The organism is Bradyrhizobium sp. i1.15.2 (assembly GCF_040548425.1).
In the GTDB taxonomy this organism is placed as follows: Bacteria; Pseudomonadota; Alphaproteobacteria; order Rhizobiales; family Xanthobacteraceae; genus Bradyrhizobium; species Bradyrhizobium canariense.
This window is the reverse complement of record NZ_JBEPRQ010000018.1, coordinates 14,726-30,972: the sequence shown is the minus strand read 5'-3', so window position 1 is coordinate 30,972 and position 16,247 is coordinate 14,726. Positions and strand designations below refer to the sequence as shown.

Below are 16,247 nucleotides of genomic sequence, written 5' to 3'. Positions count from 1 at the left end.
TCAATCACCGGAATGCGCAACAGAGGAGTCAGTGATATGACCGAAACGACCAGGAAGAAGGGCCTTAGCCGCCGCACGCTACTGAAGAGCACCGCGGGTCTCGCCGGCCTTGCCGCCGGCTCCGGCGCCATCACCGGATTTCCCTACGTCATGTCGGCCGAGCCGAAGGTGCTGCGCTATCTCGGCACCGCGGTTAACGAGGGCGACGAGATCTCCAAGCAGTGCCTGAAGGACACCGGCATCAAGATCGAATACATCACCGCGACCACCGACGACGTCACCAAGCGCGTGATGACCCAGCCGAACTCCTTCGACGTGCTCGACACCGAATATTTCGCGCTGAAGAAGATCGTGCCGTCGGGCAACATCCTTGCCCTCGATGCCAGGAAGATCAAGGAATTCGACAACATCACGCCCGTCTTCACCAAGGGCGTCACTCCCGGCGGCAAGAAGATCGGCGGCCAGGGCACCGCGCCCTGGAAGGTGCTCTATCTCGAAGGCAAGGACTCCAAGAAGTTCGCGACCTCGGCAACCGAGTTCGTCACGCTCATCCCGACCGTCTACAACGCCGACACGCTCGGTATCCGCCCTGATATCATCAAGCGTCCGATCAGCTCGTGGGCCGAGCTGCTCAATCCCGAGTTCAAGGGCAAAGCCTCGATCCTCAACATCCCCTCGATCGGCATCATGGATGCCGCGATGGTCGTGGAAGCCACCGGCAAGTACAAATATGCCGACAAGGGCAACATGACCAAGGAAGAGATCGATCTTACGATGAAGGTGATGACCGAAGCCAAGAAGGCCGGTCAGTTCCGCGCCTTCTGGAAAGACTTCAACGAGAGCGTCAACCTGATGGCCTCGGGCGAGACCGTCATCCAGTCGATGTGGTCGCCGGCGGTGACGAAGGTCCGCTCGATGGGGATTGCCTGCACCTTCCAGCCGCTCAAGGAAGGCTATCGCTCCTGGGCGTCCGGCTTCTGCGTCTCCAAGGGCGTCTCGGGTGCGAAGCTCGAATGGGCCTACGAGTTCGTCAACTGGTTCCTTTCCGGCTATGCTGGCGCTTATCTCAACCGCCAGGGCTACTACTCCGCCGTGCTCTCCACCGCGAAGGCGCATATGGAGCCGTACGAGTGGGCCTACTGGATGGAAGGCAAGGCGGCAGAGAAGGACATCAAGGCGCCCGACGGCTCGCTGCTCGAGAAGGCCGGCGCCGTGCGCGACGGCGGCTCCTACGAGGACCGCATGGGCGGCGTCGCGTGCTGGAACGCCGTGATGGACGAGAACGACTACATGGTGCGCAAGTGGAACGAGTTCATCGCAGCGTAATCTGATGGACACGTCGGAGGACATTTTGCAACAGGCATCCCCGGACCTGGTCCGGGGATCGGAGACGGCGCGCCGCAGCAAAGCGGCGCGCCTGTCACCCTCCTTCATCTCCTGGCTTCAGGCCGGGCCGATGATGCTGGTGTTCCTCGCCTTCTTCCTGATCCCGCTCGTCTTCGTCGTCATCGTCTCGTTCTGGGACTACAACGAATACCAGTTGCTGCCGGCCTTCTCGGGCCGCGGTTACACCGACACGTTCGAAGGCTGCATCGCGCAGCTCCCCGATCTCTGCACGATCGCCAAGACTTATCTGAAGACGCTGAAGCTGTGCTTCCTCGTGTGGGTCATCACACTTTTCATTGGCTTTTGGGTCGCCTACTTCCTCGCCTTCCACGTCAAGTCGAAGACCTGGCAGATGGGACTGTCGCTGCTCTGCACGATCCCGTTCTGGACCTCCAACGTGATCCGCATGATCGCCTGGATTCCGCTGCTCGGACGCAACGGCCTTGTCAACTCAGGCTTGGTGAAGACGGGGCTGATCAACCATCCCGTTGAATGGCTGCTGTTCTCCGAATTCTCCGTGGTGCTGGCACTTGTGCATCTCTTCACCTTCTTCATGGTGGTGCCGATCTTCAATTCGATGGTACGCATCGACAAATCGCTGATCGAGGCTGCCTATGACGCCGGCGCGACCGGTTTCCAGACCCTCGTCAACGTCATCATTCCCCTGGCAAAACCTGGCATCGTGATCGGCTCGATCTTCGTCATCACCATCGTGATGGGCGATTTCATCACCATCGGCGTGATGGGCGGGCAGCAGATCGCGGCCGCCGGCAAGATCATCGAGACGCGGGTGAACGCGTTGCAATTCCCCGCAGCAGCGGCCAACGCCGTGATCCTGCTCGTCATCACCTTCCTGATCATCACCATGATGTCGCGCATCGTCGACATCAAGAAGGAGCTCTAGAGCATGAAGGAAGGACGCCCGCGCTCTTTCTACGTGCTCGCGATCTTCTTCGCGGCCTACACGCTGTTCCTCTACGGCCCGATGATCGCGATCTACGTGCTGTCGTTCCAGGGGCCGCAGGGTGGCCTCACCTTCCCGATGAACGGTGTGTCGACTTTCTGGATCGCAAAACTGTTCCAGGGTACCGGCATCGTCGATCTCGGCGCGGCCTTTCGCCGTTCGCTGCTGCTCGGCATTATCGTGATGATCGTCACCGTCGTGCTGTCGGTCGCCGCGGGCATGGCGTTTCGCCGCAAGTTCAAGGCGCAAAGCATCCTGTTCTACTCGGCGATCGCGAGCCTCATCGTGCCCTCGATCATCACCTCGCTCGGCATCTCGCTTGAATTCCGCATCATCGACGATGTGATCAAGGGCACCTTCAACGAGAATTTCGAGACCTCGATGGGCCTGCTCACTTCCGGCCTCGGCGCGCATCTGACCTGGACGCTGCCGTTCGGCCTGCTCATCATGTTCGCGATCTTCAACCGCTTCGATCCCAGGCTCGAGGAAGCCGCGCGCGATCTCGGTGCGACGCCGTGGCAGGCGTTCCGTCATGTCGTGCTGCCGATCATCCTGCCCTCCGTGATCGGTATCGGCCTGTTCGGCTTCACGCTGTCCTGGGACGAACTCGCGCGTTCCAGCCAGGCGATCGGGGCCGTGAACACGCTGCCTCTCGATCTCCAGGGCCTCACCACCACCGTGACCAACCCCGACATCTATGCGCTCGGCACCGTGATCTCGGCCGTCTCGTTCACGGTGATCGCGCTTGCGCTTGGCACCATCCACATGCTGAACAAGCGACAGGCGGCCAAAGGCTCGGACGCCGGCAAGGGGCTTGTCTGAAAAGGGGCTTGTCTGATCTGATGCGGCTTCACGTCGTCAATCCCAACACCGCTGCGACCATGACGGTGAAGATCGCCGCTGCCGCGCGAAGCGTCGCCCTGCCCGACACGATGATCGATGCGCGCCAGCCCACGATGGGCCCGGTCTCGATCGAGGGATTTTACGACGAGGCGTTCGCGGTGCCCGGCATGCTCGGCTGCATCCGCGAGGCCGACCGCGACGGCGCGGATGCGCACATCATCGCCTGCTTCGACGACACCGGTCTCGACGCCGCGCGCGCCGCGGCAAAGACGCCCGTGATCGGCATTGGCGAGGCCGGCTTCCACATGGCGAGCCTGATCGCCGCGCGCTTCGCCGTGGTGACGACGCTCGGTGTTTCCATCGTGCCGATCGAACATAATTTGCGGAAATACGGCCTCACCGACCGCTGCACCCGCGTCCGCGCTGCCGAGGTGCCGGTGCTCGCACTCGAGGAGCGCAACACCGATGCGCTCGCAAAAATCTCTACGGAAATCACGGCCGCGATCCGCGACGACCGCGCAGAGGCCATCGTGCTCGGTTGCGCCGGCATGGCCGATCTCGCCAATGAACTCGCCGCCACGCACGGCCTGCCCGTGATCGACGGCGTCGCGGCCGCGGTGACCTTGGCGGAATCACTGGTGCGATTGGGACTGAAAACCTCCCGGCTCGGACCCTATGCGGCGCCCCGATCGAAGACCTATTCAGGTCCGTTTTCGCCGTTTCAGCCCTGATCTCTGCCTCTGACGGGCGCTTGGATGCCCTAAGGCATCCTGATTGCTGGTTTTTTTGCTCTTAGCCTCTTTTTGGTCCCATTCCTTGCCGAAACGTAACGCTTTCGGGACACCCGGTGGCCTCAGGGTTGCCGGTCTTCGCCACTCACCAAGTTTCAATTTGGGTTTTGTCAGCGATGATCGATCTCGCAGAGGACGCACCGTCCAACCCGCTTCTTCGCCTCGGCGCCCAGCCCATCGCGCTGACCGCCGCCGCCCTCCTCCTGCTGATCGCCGGTGTGACCTCGATCGCGATCTGGCGCGCCTTTACCGGCTCAGCCCCTGAGACCGACCGGGTGGTTGCGTCGCGGCAGCTTCAGGCTCGGACCGCACAGGCATCCGAGCAGCTGGTCGAGAAGACCAAGGGGCTGGAGGCAACCCAGCAGGAATCGATCGACCAGCTTCAGGTCGTGCAGGACCAGCTCCAGAGTATGAAGCGCTTGCTCGCATTCCAGCAGGCCGACACCAAGCGTCTGTCCGAGCAGGTCACGACACTCAACGAGTCCATCGACGGCCTGCGGCAATCCTTTGCGAGCGCCCGGGCGACCGAGGCGGAGACTCCCTCGGTTACCCGCAGGAAACCGGCGCGGCATCGTGTCCATGCCAGTGCACGCAAGCGCTCGCGCGGCTGAGCAGCCGGCGCCGCCTAAATTTTTGGACTTGTGAACTGGATCACATTCGCCCGTATGATTCCGAGCGATGCTCGCCGTCACCGGATGGCGTGAGCCGATTTCAATGTCCGGGGCTGGCAAGGTCGTTGACGGTATATTGCGTCAACGGCCTTGTTTTTTAACGGGTACCGCCGCCTATTCGCAGACATCCACGGAGCGGATGCGCCAGCCCGACGGCGTCATGACGCGCTTGCGCACGACGTAGCAGCCGCCATAGCCACCATCGTCGTAGCCGGTACCATAGTAATAGGGATCGCCGTAATACGGTTGGCCGTAGCCGTAATAGCCGCCGTAATAACCCGCGCCGGCGATACTCGCCCCGATGGCGATTCCCGGCCAGAAGCCACCGCCATGCCAGTGGCCGCCGTGACCCCAGCCGCCACCGTGGCCCCAGCCGCCACCACCGTGGCCGAAACCGCCCCGCGCCTGGGCGGCCTGTGGGGCTGACAGCCCGACTATCGCGACGGCCAGCGCCGCCATCATCATCTTGCGTAACATCCACTCGATCCTCCGCGTGGACACGCTCCACGCTCAAAGCAGGATCAAGCTAGCGTTCCCTGGGCATTCCGGACAGCCACGCTGCCTCACTTCCGCGCGAGCGTCAGCAGCCGCGGCAGATGCTCTTGAGCTTCTTGTCGAGCAGCCGGTTCTCGGCGTTGACGGCGGCGTCGGTGGATCCACCTGCGCCGGTCCCGGTGGTGGTTCCGGAGGTGGCATTCGCTCCCGATGATTGCGCCGTACCCAGGCTGTTGGTCCCGGGCGGCGGAGCCGGAGAATTGGCGACACCTCCGGCCGATCCCGCTGCGCCGCCGCTCGCTTGCGCGAACGCTACGGCCGGCATCGCGGCAAGGGCGAAGATGACAATCATGGTCTTGATTGAACAGGTTGCGGACGATGTTGCCATTCGAATGCTCCTTTACCGATCAACCGCCGCATCGATGACCGGTTCCGGAACAATTGCCGTCAGTTCAGCTTGAAAGGGGGAGAGCCACGATCATGCGAAAGCCGATCGCGTTCGACGCTGCAAACCAGAGAGGCGAAATCAGGATGACGGATCGCGATCCTTTTGCAGAGGGCGAACGCGCCGCGCGCGAAAACATTTCGGCAGAAGCCAATCCTTACTCGGACGGCAGCGACGAACACGCGTTGTGGGCTGCCGGTCAAGAGAGGGTCGCGGGTGCGATCGAAGCGCGCGAATCCGAGGGAAGCTGAGGCGCCGCTTCGAATGGGGCGCGCCGTTGAACTACGCGGCCGCCACCATCCCCTCGGTCCGGTCCTCGACCATGGTCACGAACATGTGGGACTCTTCCCCTGCGCCGCCGATCTGGACACGGCGGGCGGAGATCACGCGGCGCCCGCGCGCGGCATTGTCGATGGTATCGACGATCGGCTCGAGCTGCTGTTTCTGCGCCAGAAGCTGTTGGTCGCGCTGCTCGATCAATTCGGCTGCCTCCGCGGAGAACAACTCCCGCGCGGTCTTGCCGATGATCTCGCCGCGCGACATGCCGATCATGTTCTCGGCCGCCTTGTTGACGAAGACGTAACGCAAATTGCGCGCGTCCTTGGCGATGATGCCCTCGGCCACGTTCTCGATGATGGTGGCGAGGAAGCGCTCCATCCGCTCGAGAATGCGCTCGCGCTGACGCTGCTCGGTGACGTCTTCCTGCACCGACACCCAGCCGCCACCGTCCATCGGACGCTCGTAGATCTTGATGATGCGGCCGTCATTCAGGGCGACCTCGTCGACCGCCGGCTCGCGCTTGGTGATCCGGTCGAGGACCGCCGCGACATATTTCGCGACGTTACCGCTGAACAACCCGCTCCTGACTCTGTGCTGGAGAATTTCCTCGACCGTCGACCCGGCCTGGATCGTCTCGGGTAGATTGTAGATCCCCCGGTAGTTGGTGTTCATCGCGACCACATTGGCCTTGCCGTCGAGCATAACCAGGCCCTGCGGCATGCTGTTGATAGCGGCCGAAAGCTGCCACTTCTTGGCCTGGTACTTGTCGTTGAACTTGTCGCGCTCGGTCATGGCCGCGTCGCGCGCCTGCGCTGTGCCGAGTTCGATCTCCTCGAGCTCGAAGATCCGCGCCACCGCATCGCGGAAGTTCTGTACGGCTCGCGCAAGACGACCGATCTCGTCGTGACGGCCGAGATGCGGCACCTCGCTCTTGACGTCACCGCCGGCAATGCGGTCGGTCGCTTGCGTGATCTCAGCCAGCGCCCCGACCACCGAGCCCCGCATCACAACGACGTTCAGCCCCGCGAAAACGAGCGCCCCGAGCCCGAGCACGAACAAATAAGCCGCGGCATAGCGGTTCTCGTTGGCAAGTTCGTCCGCCTCGCGGGCGCGCTGCCCGTAGATCCGTTCCAGCGTCTCCAGATCGAGATTGAGCTTGTTGCGTAGCGTCCGGTTGGTGTCGTTATCGCCCCATTCGCGCGCTGCGGCCGGACTGATCTCCAGCCCGCGCCGAACAAGCTCCTGGCGAAATTCGATGAACTGCGCGATGCGCTGGCGGAAGCTCGAGACTTGCGCGGCATCGTCGGCGGCGACGGTCCGCTCCATGCTCTTCACCGCCTCGGCGAGTTCGCGGTTACGGCGCACCAGACCGTCGGCGAACTGCTTCATCGCGCCGCGATCGGCGGACATGTAGATGCCGCGCGATTCCATGACGACGGCGTAGATCAGCGTGTTGATACGCCCGACATTGATCGCCGCCTCCGCCGAAGAGGCGTGCATGTGGCGGTAGGTCGTCTGCAGGCGGACGGTCTGGATCGACATCACGAGCAGGAAGGTGGTGACGATCGCGAGAAAGCCGGCAATGCTGTAGACTTTCTCCGCAACGCTCAGGGTATCCGCGCCGCGAGCGAAACGAACGAGCTTTTTCACAAATTTGGTTCCGGCGCCGAGTCCGGATCCCAGCGCCGCAGCATCCATGGCGCCACTCCTCCTGGTTGAAAACGCTCCAGGATAGGCATGATGGCGCTAGCGGAGGATTAAAATACCGGCGGGTGTTTTTACGGTACGGAACCAGATGCCGGCCGCACACGGCCTGCGTGCATCTCAGTCGATCCGCTTTAGACCCTTCGTGAAGCGCGGGCCGTTCGCGACGTAGAACTTCGCCGCGCTGCCCATCTTCTGCACCTGGGCGTCGTCGAGCGTGCGGATCACCCGCGCCGGCGAGCCGATGATCAGGGACCGTTCGGGGAATTCCTTGCCTTCGGTGATGACGGAGCCGGCGCCGACGATGCTGTTGCGGCCGATCCTGGCGCCGTTCATCACGATGGAGCCCATGCCGACGAGTGCGCCCTCCTCGATGGTGCAGCCGTGCAGGATGACGTTGTGGCCGACCGTACAGTTTCTGCCGATGTGAAGCGGAAAACCGAGATCGGTGTGGCAGGTCGAGCCGTCCTGCACGTTGGATCCCTCGCCGATCTCGATCCACTCATTGTCGCCGCGCAGCACCGCGCCGAACCAGACGCTCGCGCCCGGCTTCAGGCGCACGCGGCCGATCACGGTGGCGGTCTCAGCGATGAAGTAATTGCCGTCGGCGGGAAGGTCGGGCGCCTGCCCGTCGAGCTCGTAGATCGCCATGAGGGTCTCCTGTCGGGTCAACCCCAGCCATAGCGAAACGGCAGCCTTGACGCAAAGGCCCGCCGCGCAGGCAGCCCTACAGCGCCCGTATCAGACCAGAACGCCGGCCGCGCGGAGCGTCATCAGGAAGAAGGTGCCGCTCATCATACTCCAGAAGCCGGCGATGACGGTGGCCATCATCACGAATTCGACGCGGCGGCTCTCCACCTGCCTGCCGCGCAGGGTGTTGCGCATGATGATGAAAGGCGCCGCGAACACCAGGAACGGAACCGCCGCGAAGGTCTTCGGCGCCACGCCGTCCTGCAACAGACCGAAGCCGGCGGGCCGCTGTGCGACCGTCTGGTATCCGCTGACGAGCGCTCCCGCGAGCGCGAAACCGATGCCGATCGAGAAGAATGTATTGAGAGCTTCAGGTGTCATCGGAACGGTCCGCCCTTACGCAACGCGAGGTGACTTCCTGTGACAAAGAGTGCCGGTTAACGCTACATTATCCTTAAGGGAAGGTTAACGCCGCCGGCCGTTCCACGCAGGCCTGTCTCCCTTCCCTGCAGCCGGCGAACGCTCCGCGAAATCGCAGCCGCGTGGCATATTCGCTGCTGATTCGTCGGCCATCGGCCGACTTCCGGCTCATTCGCGCGGCTCATGACGGTGTTTTCGGCAATTTCCCCTCAATCTCCCCGGGCGCACACCCGGGCCCATGTGGTGCCGATCGTGCTCGGCGGCACTGCCGCGATGTGCGCCGTCGCGCTCGTCGCCTATTTGTTGTGGCCAACCTGGGGCCCGAGCGGCGCGAGCGCCCCGGACAAGCTGCCGGTGAGCGTCGGCGGCACGCTGTTCAACCTGCCGACCAATGCGATCCGCATGAAGATCCAGCGCCACTCCGGGCCGCAGGAGCGGATCGATCTCGACTTCCTGTATCCCTCGCTCGAGCCGCCGGGCGCGCCGAAGCACGTCACCGCCGATAGTGTGGATGCGGCGATGCAGCCGATCGACCGCATCTTCCTGTCGATCGCCGCGCATCGCGATGCGCTCTCGCCCGAGCAGCGCACCGCCACGATCTATCCGCGCTATCTCGACCAGGCCGCGGCAACGCCCCAGGACGGGCTAACAATGCGGATGTTCCGCGCCGATACGCCCTACGGCAACGAGGATCTCTACTCTGCCGCGAGTCCTGCACTGACCGCGCGCTGCACGCGGGATGCGGCGACGCCCGGCATGTGCCTCGCCGAACGCCGCGTCGGCGGCGCCGACCTCACCTTCCGCTTTCCGCGCAGCTGGCTATCGCAGTGGCGCGATGCGGCGGAAGCGATGGAGAAGCTGACGGCGCAACTGCGCGGCCCGAAGGGCTGAGCGCAGCCTCTGCGCCCCGAGCCTCCAAAACAAAAACTGCGAAAACAACCCCATGCACAGTAGCCAAGTGCCTGGCATGACTTCGTATTTTCGAAGCCAGCCTGCAAAAAATTCGGCCCCTCCCGAGAATTCGTCTTTTCGAAAAAGATTCAAAGCCGCAGGCAATTCAAACGCCGATCTCCTTGTGATCGCTCCAGCGATAAGTCGGCAGATCCAGCTTGTCGGCAAGGTCTCGACCGATGGCGAGTCTCGCCGCACCGGGAAACGAGAACGCCTTCACGACCTGATTGCGAAACCACAATCCCCATGACGTCCGCGGCGCAAATGCCGCGGCGAAGCGCTCCGCTCCGCGCTGCTCGGCGCCGATATAGCTGCGAAGGCGGGTCTCATAGGCGCTGAATGCTTGCTCGTCGGCGCCCGTCGGCGCGTGCGAGTTCTCCCGCAAGCACATAGGCAGAGATCATGGCCAGAGCCGAGCCCTGCCCGGCGACGAGCGACACGCAGAAGGCAGCGTCTCCAATCAGCACGACGCGGCCCCGCGACCAGCCGTCCATCCTGATCTGGCTGACCCGGTCGCAATACAAATCATCGGTGCGCTCGAGTTCGTTCAGAATGTCTGGGCATTCCCAGCGGGCGTCGCGATAGAGATCACGCAGCTGTGCCTTTGCGGCAGGCCCGCCTGCATCGCCGCGAAACACGAAGAGGAACAAGGTGCGATCATTGCACAGCGCGAAACGGCCAATCATCCGGCCCGGCCGGTTGCGCATCAGATACACATTCTCGTCGCGACGACGATAGCCGCGGGTTTCGAATGCCGCGACGCCATAGCCGAGATTTCTTTCGAACGTCCCGATCGAGCCGAACGCAAGGCTGCGCACCTGCGAATGCAAGCCGTCAGCACCGACGACGAGATCGAAACGTCGGCTCCCGCCGCGCCGCAACTGGACGTCGACCCATTCAGGCTGCTGCTCCAGGCCAACGATCTCCTCATCGAAGATCGTTTCAACACCGTCGCGGACCGTACCGTACAGCAGGCGCGACAGATCGCTTCGTGCCAGAGTGACGTAGCGGCCGCCTGTGAGATCGTCGAGGACGTCCGTGCCAAATCCGGCGATACGCCGGCCATGATCGTCGACGATCCGCATTTCCCTGGCGCGATAGCCGGCGTTCTCGATCGCCGGCAGCAGCCCCATCCGTTCGGCGATGTCGTAGCCGAGTCCCCAGAAATCGATCACGTAGCCGCCGCGACGAAGTGCGCTCGCGCGCTCGACCAGCGTCGGCGCGTAGCCCGCCGCCTTGAGCCAATAGGCGAGCGTCGGCCCTGCAATCCCCGCCCCGGAGATCAGAACTGTTCGCATGGAAGGAATATGGGAAAAGCGGCGGCCGATCGCACCGCCGCGTCAGACACCAAATGGTGAGGGCGGGAAGTTCCGCCTCACCAGTCGTGTCGCATCACTCCTGGTCGACCAGATCGTCCTCGAGGATCGCCATCTGGAACTGGAACGAGCGATCATCGTCCTCGTCGTCGACGAAGAGCACACCGATGAATTCCTCGCCGATATAGACTTCGGCGGAATCATCCTTCTTAGGCCGCGGCACGACGCGGATCTTGGGATTGCCGAATACGCGTTTCAGGTACGCGTCGAGCTTCCTAACTTCCTTGACGTCCACGGCAAGTCTCCAATCGAAATCTAGGTTGGCGCGGGTTTTAGGACGAGACGCGACCAACCGCCAGCATGAATTGCCAAAGAATTTGGGGACCGAAAGGGGCGGGAAATCCCGCCCTTCCGACAAGCTCGAAGTCCGCCTCAGAGTCCCGCCTCAAAGTCCCATGGCGTTGATCATCTGATCCATGGTGCGCGACGGCTCGGCGCAGCCGGCTTCGCCGACGACCTTGGCGGGCACGCCTGCGACCGTCACGTTGTGCGGCACCGGTTTGACCACGACCGAGCCCGCCGCGATGCGCGCGCAATGACCGATCTCGATATTGCCGAGGATCTTTGCGCCCGCGCCGATCAGGACCCCGTGACGGATTTTCGGATGGCGGTCCTCGTTCTCCTTGCCGGTGCCGCCGAGCGTGACGCCGTGCAGGATCGAGACGTCGTCCTCGATCAGCGCAGTCTCACCGCAGACGAAACCGGTGGCGTGGTCGAGGAAGATGCCGCGGCCGATGCGCGCGGCGGGATTGATGTCGGTCTGGAATACCGCAGACGCCCGGCTCTGCAGATAATACGCAAAATCCTTGCGGCCCTTCAGATAGAGCCAATGCGCGAGGCGGTGGGTCTGGATGGCGTGAAAGCCCTTGAAATAGAGCAACGGGTCGATGAAGCGCGACGTCGCGGGGTCGCGGTCGTAAACGGCGACGAGATCGGCGCGGAACGCGTTGCCGAGATCGGGATCATCGCGTAGCGCCTCGTCGTAGGTCTGGCGCACGAGATCGCCCGACAGCGCGGAATGATCGAGCCGATCGGCGACACGATGGATGACAGCATCTTCCAGGCGGCTGTGATGCAGCACCGTCGAATAGATGAAGGTCGCAAGCTCCGGCTCGCGATGGACGATGTCCTCCGCTTCGCCGCGGATCCGATCCCAGATCGGATCAAGCGTTGCGAGCTTTCCTCCCGGATTGACCTGATGCACTGCCATGAGATCTGCTCTTTCGAATTGGCTCGTTTCGATGGTTCTATAACACAGTCTAAGCGACAAAGTCCTGACGGGCTTGCCTGAGAGTGAACAGTGCGTTGCCCAGCGGGGGCATGCCAACACGTTGAATCACAACAGTTTCTTCCGACACCCCCGGCGGCAAGGTCGGCTCAAAATGGTCAGGGTTTCGCCAAATTCAAGCCGGGCGGCGTCAAACTATTGGTGAATTCCGCCTCAACCGTGATTGCGGGCATGGTCCGAGTGAGGACGGAGCGGATTTGACCATCACCACCGATCATTTGCGCGCGGGCGCCGCTGATACCCTCTGGCTGCGGCTCGCCGCGGTCGCCCTGCCGCTCCTGTTGATCGCGCCGGCGTTCTGGAACGGCTATCCGCTGTTGCAATGGGATACCGGAGGCTATCTGGCGCGCTGGTACGAGGGCTATCTCGTCCCGAGCCGCTCCACGGTGTTCGGCATCTATCTGCACTATGGCGAGAGTTCTGGATTCTGGATCAACCTCGCGGCCCAGGCGCTGGCGACGCTGTGGCTGTTGCAGCTCACCTTGCGCGTGCTCGGCCTGATGCAAACGTTCCGTTTCGTCGCGATCAGCCTGCTCCTGATCCTGTCGACTGCGCTGCCCTGGCTTGCGAGCATGTTGCTCACCGACATCTTTGCAGGCCTGTCGGTGCTGTCGTTATTCCTGCTGGTCGTCGGTGGGCAGCGGACTTCGGCGCTCGAAAAGATCACGCTGTTCGTCTTCACCGCCTTTGCCGCCGCGACCCACAGCGCCACGCTCGGCGTGCTGCTCGGGCTCTGCGTCGCCGGCTGGATGGCGCGACCGTTGCTGGGGCGCCGGCTTCCTATCGCCGGACTGGCGCAGGCGAGCCTGACCATCGTCGTGGGCGGACTGATGCTGGTGTCAGCCAACCATGCGCTGTCAGGCAAATGGGCCTGGACCCCCGGCGGCACGGGGGTCGCCTTCGGCCGCATGATGCAGGACGGCATCGTCGCGCGTTATCTCAACGACCATTGCCCGCGCGAAAAACTCAAGCTCTGCCCCTATCGCGACCAATTGCCGGCGACCGCCGACGAATTCCTGTGGGGCAAGAGCATGTTCAACACGCTAGGCCGGTTCGAGGGCATGAACGACGAGATGGGCACCATCGTCGTGGGTTCGCTCGCCGACTATCCGGCCTGGCAAGCCGGCGCGGCGTTGCGGGCGCTGGGTCGGCAATTGCTGCATGTCGCGACCGGCGAAGGCACCAATGGCTGGATCCCGCACACCCGCGGCATCATCGAGCGCTATATCCCCTCACAGGCCGCGCCGATGCGGGCGGCGCGCCAGCAGCACTGGGGTCTCGATTTCGCCTACGTCAACTGGCTGCACGTGCCCGTTGCGCTGGCCTCGATGCTGGCGCTTGTCGTGCTGCTTGCGCATGCTCTCGCGATCCGCCGGCTTGACGACCTGACGCTGCTGGCGGCAACCGTCACGCTGGCGCTGCTCGGCAACGCCTTCATCTGCGGCGTGATCTCCGGCCCGCACGACCGCTACGGCGCGCGGATGGCGTGGGTCGCGACCTTCGTGGTGCTGATGGCGCTGGCGCGACGGTTTGGCGAGGACAGCAAGGCGCGATGAGATTGGGGTGAAGCGCTATCGCGCTCCAGTTCTTGGAACGAATTCGTCGCCCTCGTCTGCTTGAAAATTCGACCATGTCGGGTTGCCCGACTGCCGACTTGAACGCTGCCACGACAACGTCGAATGGCTTCGAGCCCCTAAGGCTGAAACGCTCGACCTCGACTTTAGCGATTGTCATTGGTCCTCCGTAACTGCTGCAAGCTGTGCATCCAGTCGCCATGTCGAGTTGGGTAATGTCATTCTCCGGATGCCTGGCTCAAAATGGTCGAGCGGAAGCGTGCGGGCTCCCGGCGCCAAAGCGCCGGGAGCGGCACCGTCACTTCGCGAGGGCCGCTTTTTCGATCACCTCAGCGACCTGCTTCGCATGGACGACGAGCGAGGCATGGCTGCCGGCGACTTCCGTCGTCTGAGCATGGATCCTGGCTGCGAACGACTTCTGGGCCTCGGGCGCGAGGACTTTGTCCTTCGTGCTGATGACGTAGAAATTCGGCTTGTCATGCCAGGCCGCAACGTCGACCGGAGCTTCGAACGCAACGTGGTTCAGCGGAAGCTGCGAGTTGGCCAGGTGCGCGGCGATCTCCGGAGGAAGGTCAGCCGCGACGGCTGACGGAAACACCTTTGGATCGATGTACAGATTGCCCTTCGCATCGGGGTGGATCGCCTTGCCGCCTTCGGTCGGCGGACCGGCCTTCGTCAGCGACGCCAGGGATTCACCGATCTCCGGCGCAAAGGCGGACACATAAACCAGCGCCGAAACCTTGGGATCGTTGCCGGCTTGCGTGATCACCACGCCGCCCCATGAGTGGCCGACCAGAACGGTCCTGCCGGCTTGCTTCGCGAGCGCCTGTTTGGTCGCATCGACGTCGGCGGCGAACGAAGTGAGTGGATTTTCGACGAGCGTGACGTTGTAGCCTTTCTTCGTGAGAATATCGGCAACCGGCTGCCAGCTCGTCTGGTCTACAAAGGCGCCGTGCACGAGCACGATATTGTGGGCTGCCCCCTTGGGCAGTTCGGCGGAACGGGCGGGCCCGACCATTGTCGATCCGGCCAGGAGTACGGCGGCTGCTGAAAGTAGGAAATTTAGCATTGATTGTTCCTGTTGGTATGTCGGACGAACACAGTCCGGGGGAATGGACAGGCGTTTCCAGCAAGGTCGCGGTTCTTCCATCTGCCGTTGGCGAAATGGTTGCCGCACGTCACGTCGGCCCGCCGTGGCATGACCTATTCCATGGACTTATCGGACGATAGGGACCAATCGTCCGCGTCTTGTGTCCGATCGTCCATGGATCTAGTCTCGGTGGATGGATATACTTACCCAGGTGCTCGATCGGGTTCGTCTCGGCGGGACGCTGCTCTTTCACTTCGAGCTCGGCCATCCCTGGCATCTTGAGTTGCCGGCGCGCCCCTACGCCCTGTTTCACTATCTCAGCCAAGGTTCAGCGACCCTCGCGCTCGAACAGGGAGAGGAAATCCAGATCACCGGGGGCGATTTTGTCGTCATCACACGTGGCGAGCCCCATGTGTTTTATTCGGATCGCCGGGCCGAGCCTTTGCGCATCGTGGATATCGAACGGTCGTCGCCACGCCTCGGCTTCCTTCGCCACGGCAGCCGTGCAAAGCCGCTCTCGACCATGCTCTGCGGCAATTTCACGGTGTCGCGGCCGACGTTTGGCAGCGTGCTGGAGTTGCTTCCACCCGTGCTCTTGCTGAAGCCGACGTCGGACCGTGGTTGGCTTGAAGCCATCCTGCGCCGCATGATGAGCGAGTCCGCGCTCGAGCGTCCTGGCCAAGGCGTCGCGCTTTCACGACTGACGGAAGTGCTCTTCGTCGAGGTGCTGCGAAGCTGGATCGCGTCTCTCAGCCCCGGACAAGGCGGCTGGATCGGGGCCATTTCTGACCCCCATATCGGACCCGCGCTGAAGCTGATTCACGAAAGTCCGGAGCAGCTTTGGACGCTGAGCGACCTTGGCCGTCGCGTCGGGCTCGGCCGCTCGGCATTTTCGGCGCGCTTCACCAGGCTCGTGGGCCAGCCCATGCAACGTTATGTGATCGAACGCCGGATGACGGAGGCGGCGTTCCTGCTCGAAACCAGCGACGAGCCGATCGCACGGATTGCCAACCGGGTCGGTTACGAGACTGCAGCGGCGTTTTCGAAGTTGTTTCACCGGCACATTGGTCAGTCGCCCGGCCGTTACCGGGCTGCGCGACGCGCCGACGGAGGCCGTGCGCAGTTGGACGGATCGGAATTGCAAGTATCCGATTGACCTGGATAAGGCTGTGGCTTTGAGCTGAGTCTCATATGCGCGCTTAGCGAACCCCGGTGCCTGCGTAGAGGAATGGACGGTTGCCCCGAAGGGAGTGGATGGCCCATTGTAACGAGACATTTCA

Annotated in this window: 19 protein-coding genes; 9 read left to right on the top strand and 10 right to left on the bottom strand. The window is 62.9% G+C overall.

What is annotated here, in order from left to right; all coding sequences use genetic code 11:
• The first annotated feature begins 36 nt into the window (after positions 1 to 36).
• The 5 genes from ABIB80_RS26635 (at position 37) to ABIB80_RS26615 (ending at position 4,595) form a co-directional block, all read left to right on the top strand.
• Positions 37 to 1,326, top strand: a complete 1,290-nt coding sequence (locus ABIB80_RS26635; RefSeq protein ID WP_007602563.1) for an ABC transporter substrate-binding protein — start codon at positions 37 to 39, stop codon at positions 1,324 to 1,326.
• A gap of 4 nt (positions 1,327 to 1,330) precedes the next feature.
• On the top strand, positions 1,331 to 2,290 hold the full coding sequence (locus ABIB80_RS26630; RefSeq protein WP_007602562.1) for an ABC transporter permease: 960 nt from the start codon (positions 1,331 to 1,333) through the stop codon (positions 2,288 to 2,290).
• A gap of 3 nt (positions 2,291 to 2,293) precedes the next feature.
• Positions 2,294 to 3,172: an ABC transporter permease gene (locus ABIB80_RS26625; protein ID WP_007602561.1), complete on the top strand. Its 879-nt coding sequence runs from the start codon at positions 2,294 to 2,296 to the stop codon at positions 3,170 to 3,172.
• A 20-nt stretch (positions 3,173 to 3,192) separates the two neighbouring features.
• Positions 3,193 to 3,924 carry an aspartate/glutamate racemase family protein gene (locus ABIB80_RS26620; protein ID WP_219683861.1) on the top strand — a complete coding sequence of 244 codons (732 nt, stop codon included), beginning with the start codon at positions 3,193 to 3,195 and terminating at the stop codon, positions 3,922 to 3,924.
• A 176-nt stretch (positions 3,925 to 4,100) separates the two neighbouring features.
• Positions 4,101 to 4,595, top strand: a complete 495-nt coding sequence (locus ABIB80_RS26615; protein WP_219683847.1) for a hypothetical protein — start codon at positions 4,101 to 4,103, stop codon at positions 4,593 to 4,595.
• A gap of 174 nt (positions 4,596 to 4,769) precedes the next feature.
• Here the strand turns inward: ABIB80_RS26615 and ABIB80_RS26610 are convergent, their stop codons facing one another.
• Together ABIB80_RS26610 and ABIB80_RS26605 are read right to left on the bottom strand one after the other, a co-directional pair.
• Entirely contained in the window at positions 4,770 to 5,132 is a 363-nt protein-coding gene (locus ABIB80_RS26610) for a hypothetical protein (RefSeq protein WP_354128721.1), read from the bottom strand.
• 103 nt (positions 5,133 to 5,235) lie between these two features.
• Complete coding sequence (locus ABIB80_RS26605; RefSeq protein WP_007602556.1) at positions 5,236 to 5,538, bottom strand: hypothetical protein; 303 nt, start codon at positions 5,536 to 5,538, stop codon at positions 5,236 to 5,238.
• A gap of 92 nt (positions 5,539 to 5,630) precedes the next feature.
• Between ABIB80_RS26605 and ABIB80_RS26600 the strand changes: the two genes are divergently transcribed.
• A complete protein-coding gene (locus ABIB80_RS26600; RefSeq protein ID WP_354128770.1) occupies positions 5,631 to 5,846 on the top strand; it encodes a hypothetical protein in 216 nt (71 codons plus the stop codon).
• Between the two features lie 31 nt (positions 5,847 to 5,877).
• Here ABIB80_RS26600 and ABIB80_RS26595 read toward each other — a convergent pair whose 3' ends face one another.
• The 3 genes from ABIB80_RS26595 to ABIB80_RS26585 form a co-directional block, all read right to left on the bottom strand.
• Positions 5,878 to 7,524: a PAS-domain containing protein gene (locus tag ABIB80_RS26595; protein WP_354128720.1), complete on the bottom strand. Its 1,647-nt coding sequence runs from the start codon at positions 7,522 to 7,524 to the stop codon at positions 5,878 to 5,880.
• Between the two features lie 174 nt (positions 7,525 to 7,698).
• Positions 7,699 to 8,229 (bottom strand): gamma carbonic anhydrase family protein, encoded by a 531-nt coding sequence (locus ABIB80_RS26590; RefSeq protein ID WP_007602554.1) that lies wholly within the window; start codon positions 8,227 to 8,229, stop codon positions 7,699 to 7,701.
• Between the two features lie 90 nt (positions 8,230 to 8,319).
• A complete protein-coding gene (locus tag ABIB80_RS26585) occupies positions 8,320 to 8,649 on the bottom strand; it encodes a DUF6949 family protein (protein ID WP_007602553.1) in 330 nt (109 codons plus the stop codon).
• Positions 8,650 to 8,871: 222 nt separating this feature from the next.
• Here ABIB80_RS26585 and ABIB80_RS26580 point away from each other — a divergent pair, with 222 nt between their 5' ends.
• Positions 8,872 to 9,579 (top strand): hypothetical protein, encoded by a 708-nt coding sequence (locus tag ABIB80_RS26580; RefSeq protein WP_007602552.1) that lies wholly within the window; start codon positions 8,872 to 8,874, stop codon positions 9,577 to 9,579.
• A 166-nt stretch (positions 9,580 to 9,745) separates the two neighbouring features.
• On the opposite strand, the gene ABIB80_RS26575 is transcribed toward ABIB80_RS26580, so the two are convergent.
• From ABIB80_RS26575 to cysE, 4 genes are all read right to left on the bottom strand, one after another.
• The gene (locus ABIB80_RS26575) at positions 9,746 to 9,880 is read right to left on the bottom strand and encodes a hypothetical protein (RefSeq protein WP_354128719.1); all 135 of its coding nucleotides are present in this window, start codon (positions 9,878 to 9,880) and stop codon (positions 9,746 to 9,748) included.
• 85 nt (positions 9,881 to 9,965) lie between these two features.
• The gene (locus ABIB80_RS26570) at positions 9,966 to 10,937 is read right to left on the bottom strand and encodes an FAD-dependent monooxygenase (protein ID WP_354128718.1); all 972 of its coding nucleotides are present in this window, start codon (positions 10,935 to 10,937) and stop codon (positions 9,966 to 9,968) included.
• Positions 10,938 to 11,031: 94 nt separating this feature from the next.
• Complete coding sequence (locus tag ABIB80_RS26565) at positions 11,032 to 11,250, bottom strand: DUF3126 family protein (protein WP_007602550.1); 219 nt, start codon at positions 11,248 to 11,250, stop codon at positions 11,032 to 11,034.
• A 150-nt stretch (positions 11,251 to 11,400) separates the two neighbouring features.
• Complete coding sequence (gene cysE / locus ABIB80_RS26560; protein WP_007602549.1) at positions 11,401 to 12,225, bottom strand: serine O-acetyltransferase; 825 nt, start codon at positions 12,223 to 12,225, stop codon at positions 11,401 to 11,403.
• 275 nt (positions 12,226 to 12,500) lie between these two features.
• Here cysE and ABIB80_RS26555 point away from each other — a divergent pair, with 275 nt between their 5' ends.
• Entirely contained in the window at positions 12,501 to 13,859 is a 1,359-nt protein-coding gene (locus ABIB80_RS26555) for a hypothetical protein (protein ID WP_354128717.1), read from the top strand.
• Positions 13,860 to 14,175: 316 nt separating this feature from the next.
• Here the strand turns inward: ABIB80_RS26555 and ABIB80_RS26550 are convergent, their stop codons facing one another.
• Positions 14,176 to 14,946 (bottom strand): alpha/beta fold hydrolase, encoded by a 771-nt coding sequence (locus ABIB80_RS26550; RefSeq protein ID WP_354128768.1) that lies wholly within the window; start codon positions 14,944 to 14,946, stop codon positions 14,176 to 14,178.
• Between the two features lie 214 nt (positions 14,947 to 15,160).
• Here ABIB80_RS26550 and ABIB80_RS26545 point away from each other — a divergent pair, with 214 nt between their 5' ends.
• The gene (locus ABIB80_RS26545; protein ID WP_007602546.1) at positions 15,161 to 16,123 is read left to right on the top strand and encodes an AraC family transcriptional regulator; all 963 of its coding nucleotides are present in this window, start codon (positions 15,161 to 15,163) and stop codon (positions 16,121 to 16,123) included.
• Positions 16,124 to 16,247: the final 124 nt, after the last annotated feature.

Bases quoted from the DNA above. Each gene is read 5' to 3' on its own strand.
- ABIB80_RS26590 (WP_007602554.1), bottom strand. From the start codon at position 8,229: ATGGCGATCTACGAGCTCGACGGGCAGGCGCCCGACCTTCCCGCCGAC.
- ABIB80_RS26545 (WP_007602546.1), top strand. From the start codon at position 15,161: ATGGATATACTTACCCAGGTGCTCGATCGGGTTCGTCTCGGCGGGACG.
- ABIB80_RS26615 (WP_219683847.1), top strand. From the start codon at position 4,101: ATGATCGATCTCGCAGAGGACGCACCGTCCAACCCGCTTCTTCGCCTC.
- ABIB80_RS26580 (WP_007602552.1), top strand. From the start codon at position 8,872: ATGACGGTGTTTTCGGCAATTTCCCCTCAATCTCCCCGGGCGCACACC.
- ABIB80_RS26610 (WP_354128721.1), bottom strand. From the start codon at position 5,132: ATGTTACGCAAGATGATGATGGCGGCGCTGGCCGTCGCGATAGTCGGG.
- ABIB80_RS26585 (WP_007602553.1), bottom strand. From the start codon at position 8,649: ATGACACCTGAAGCTCTCAATACATTCTTCTCGATCGGCATCGGTTTC.
- ABIB80_RS26605 (WP_007602556.1), bottom strand. From the start codon at position 5,538: ATGGCAACATCGTCCGCAACCTGTTCAATCAAGACCATGATTGTCATC.
- ABIB80_RS26630 (WP_007602562.1), top strand. From the start codon at position 1,331: ATGGACACGTCGGAGGACATTTTGCAACAGGCATCCCCGGACCTGGTC.
- ABIB80_RS26570 (WP_354128718.1), bottom strand. From the start codon at position 10,937: ATGCGAACAGTTCTGATCTCCGGGGCGGGGATTGCAGGGCCGACGCTC.
- ABIB80_RS26620 (WP_219683861.1), top strand. From the start codon at position 3,193: ATGCGGCTTCACGTCGTCAATCCCAACACCGCTGCGACCATGACGGTG.
- ABIB80_RS26600 (WP_354128770.1), top strand. From the start codon at position 5,631: ATGCGAAAGCCGATCGCGTTCGACGCTGCAAACCAGAGAGGCGAAATC.
- ABIB80_RS26550 (WP_354128768.1), bottom strand. From the start codon at position 14,946: ATGCTAAATTTCCTACTTTCAGCAGCCGCCGTACTCCTGGCCGGATCG.
- ABIB80_RS26625 (WP_007602561.1), top strand. From the start codon at position 2,294: ATGAAGGAAGGACGCCCGCGCTCTTTCTACGTGCTCGCGATCTTCTTC.
- cysE (WP_007602549.1), bottom strand. From the start codon at position 12,225: ATGGCAGTGCATCAGGTCAATCCGGGAGGAAAGCTCGCAACGCTTGAT.
- ABIB80_RS26635 (WP_007602563.1), top strand. From the start codon at position 37: ATGACCGAAACGACCAGGAAGAAGGGCCTTAGCCGCCGCACGCTACTG.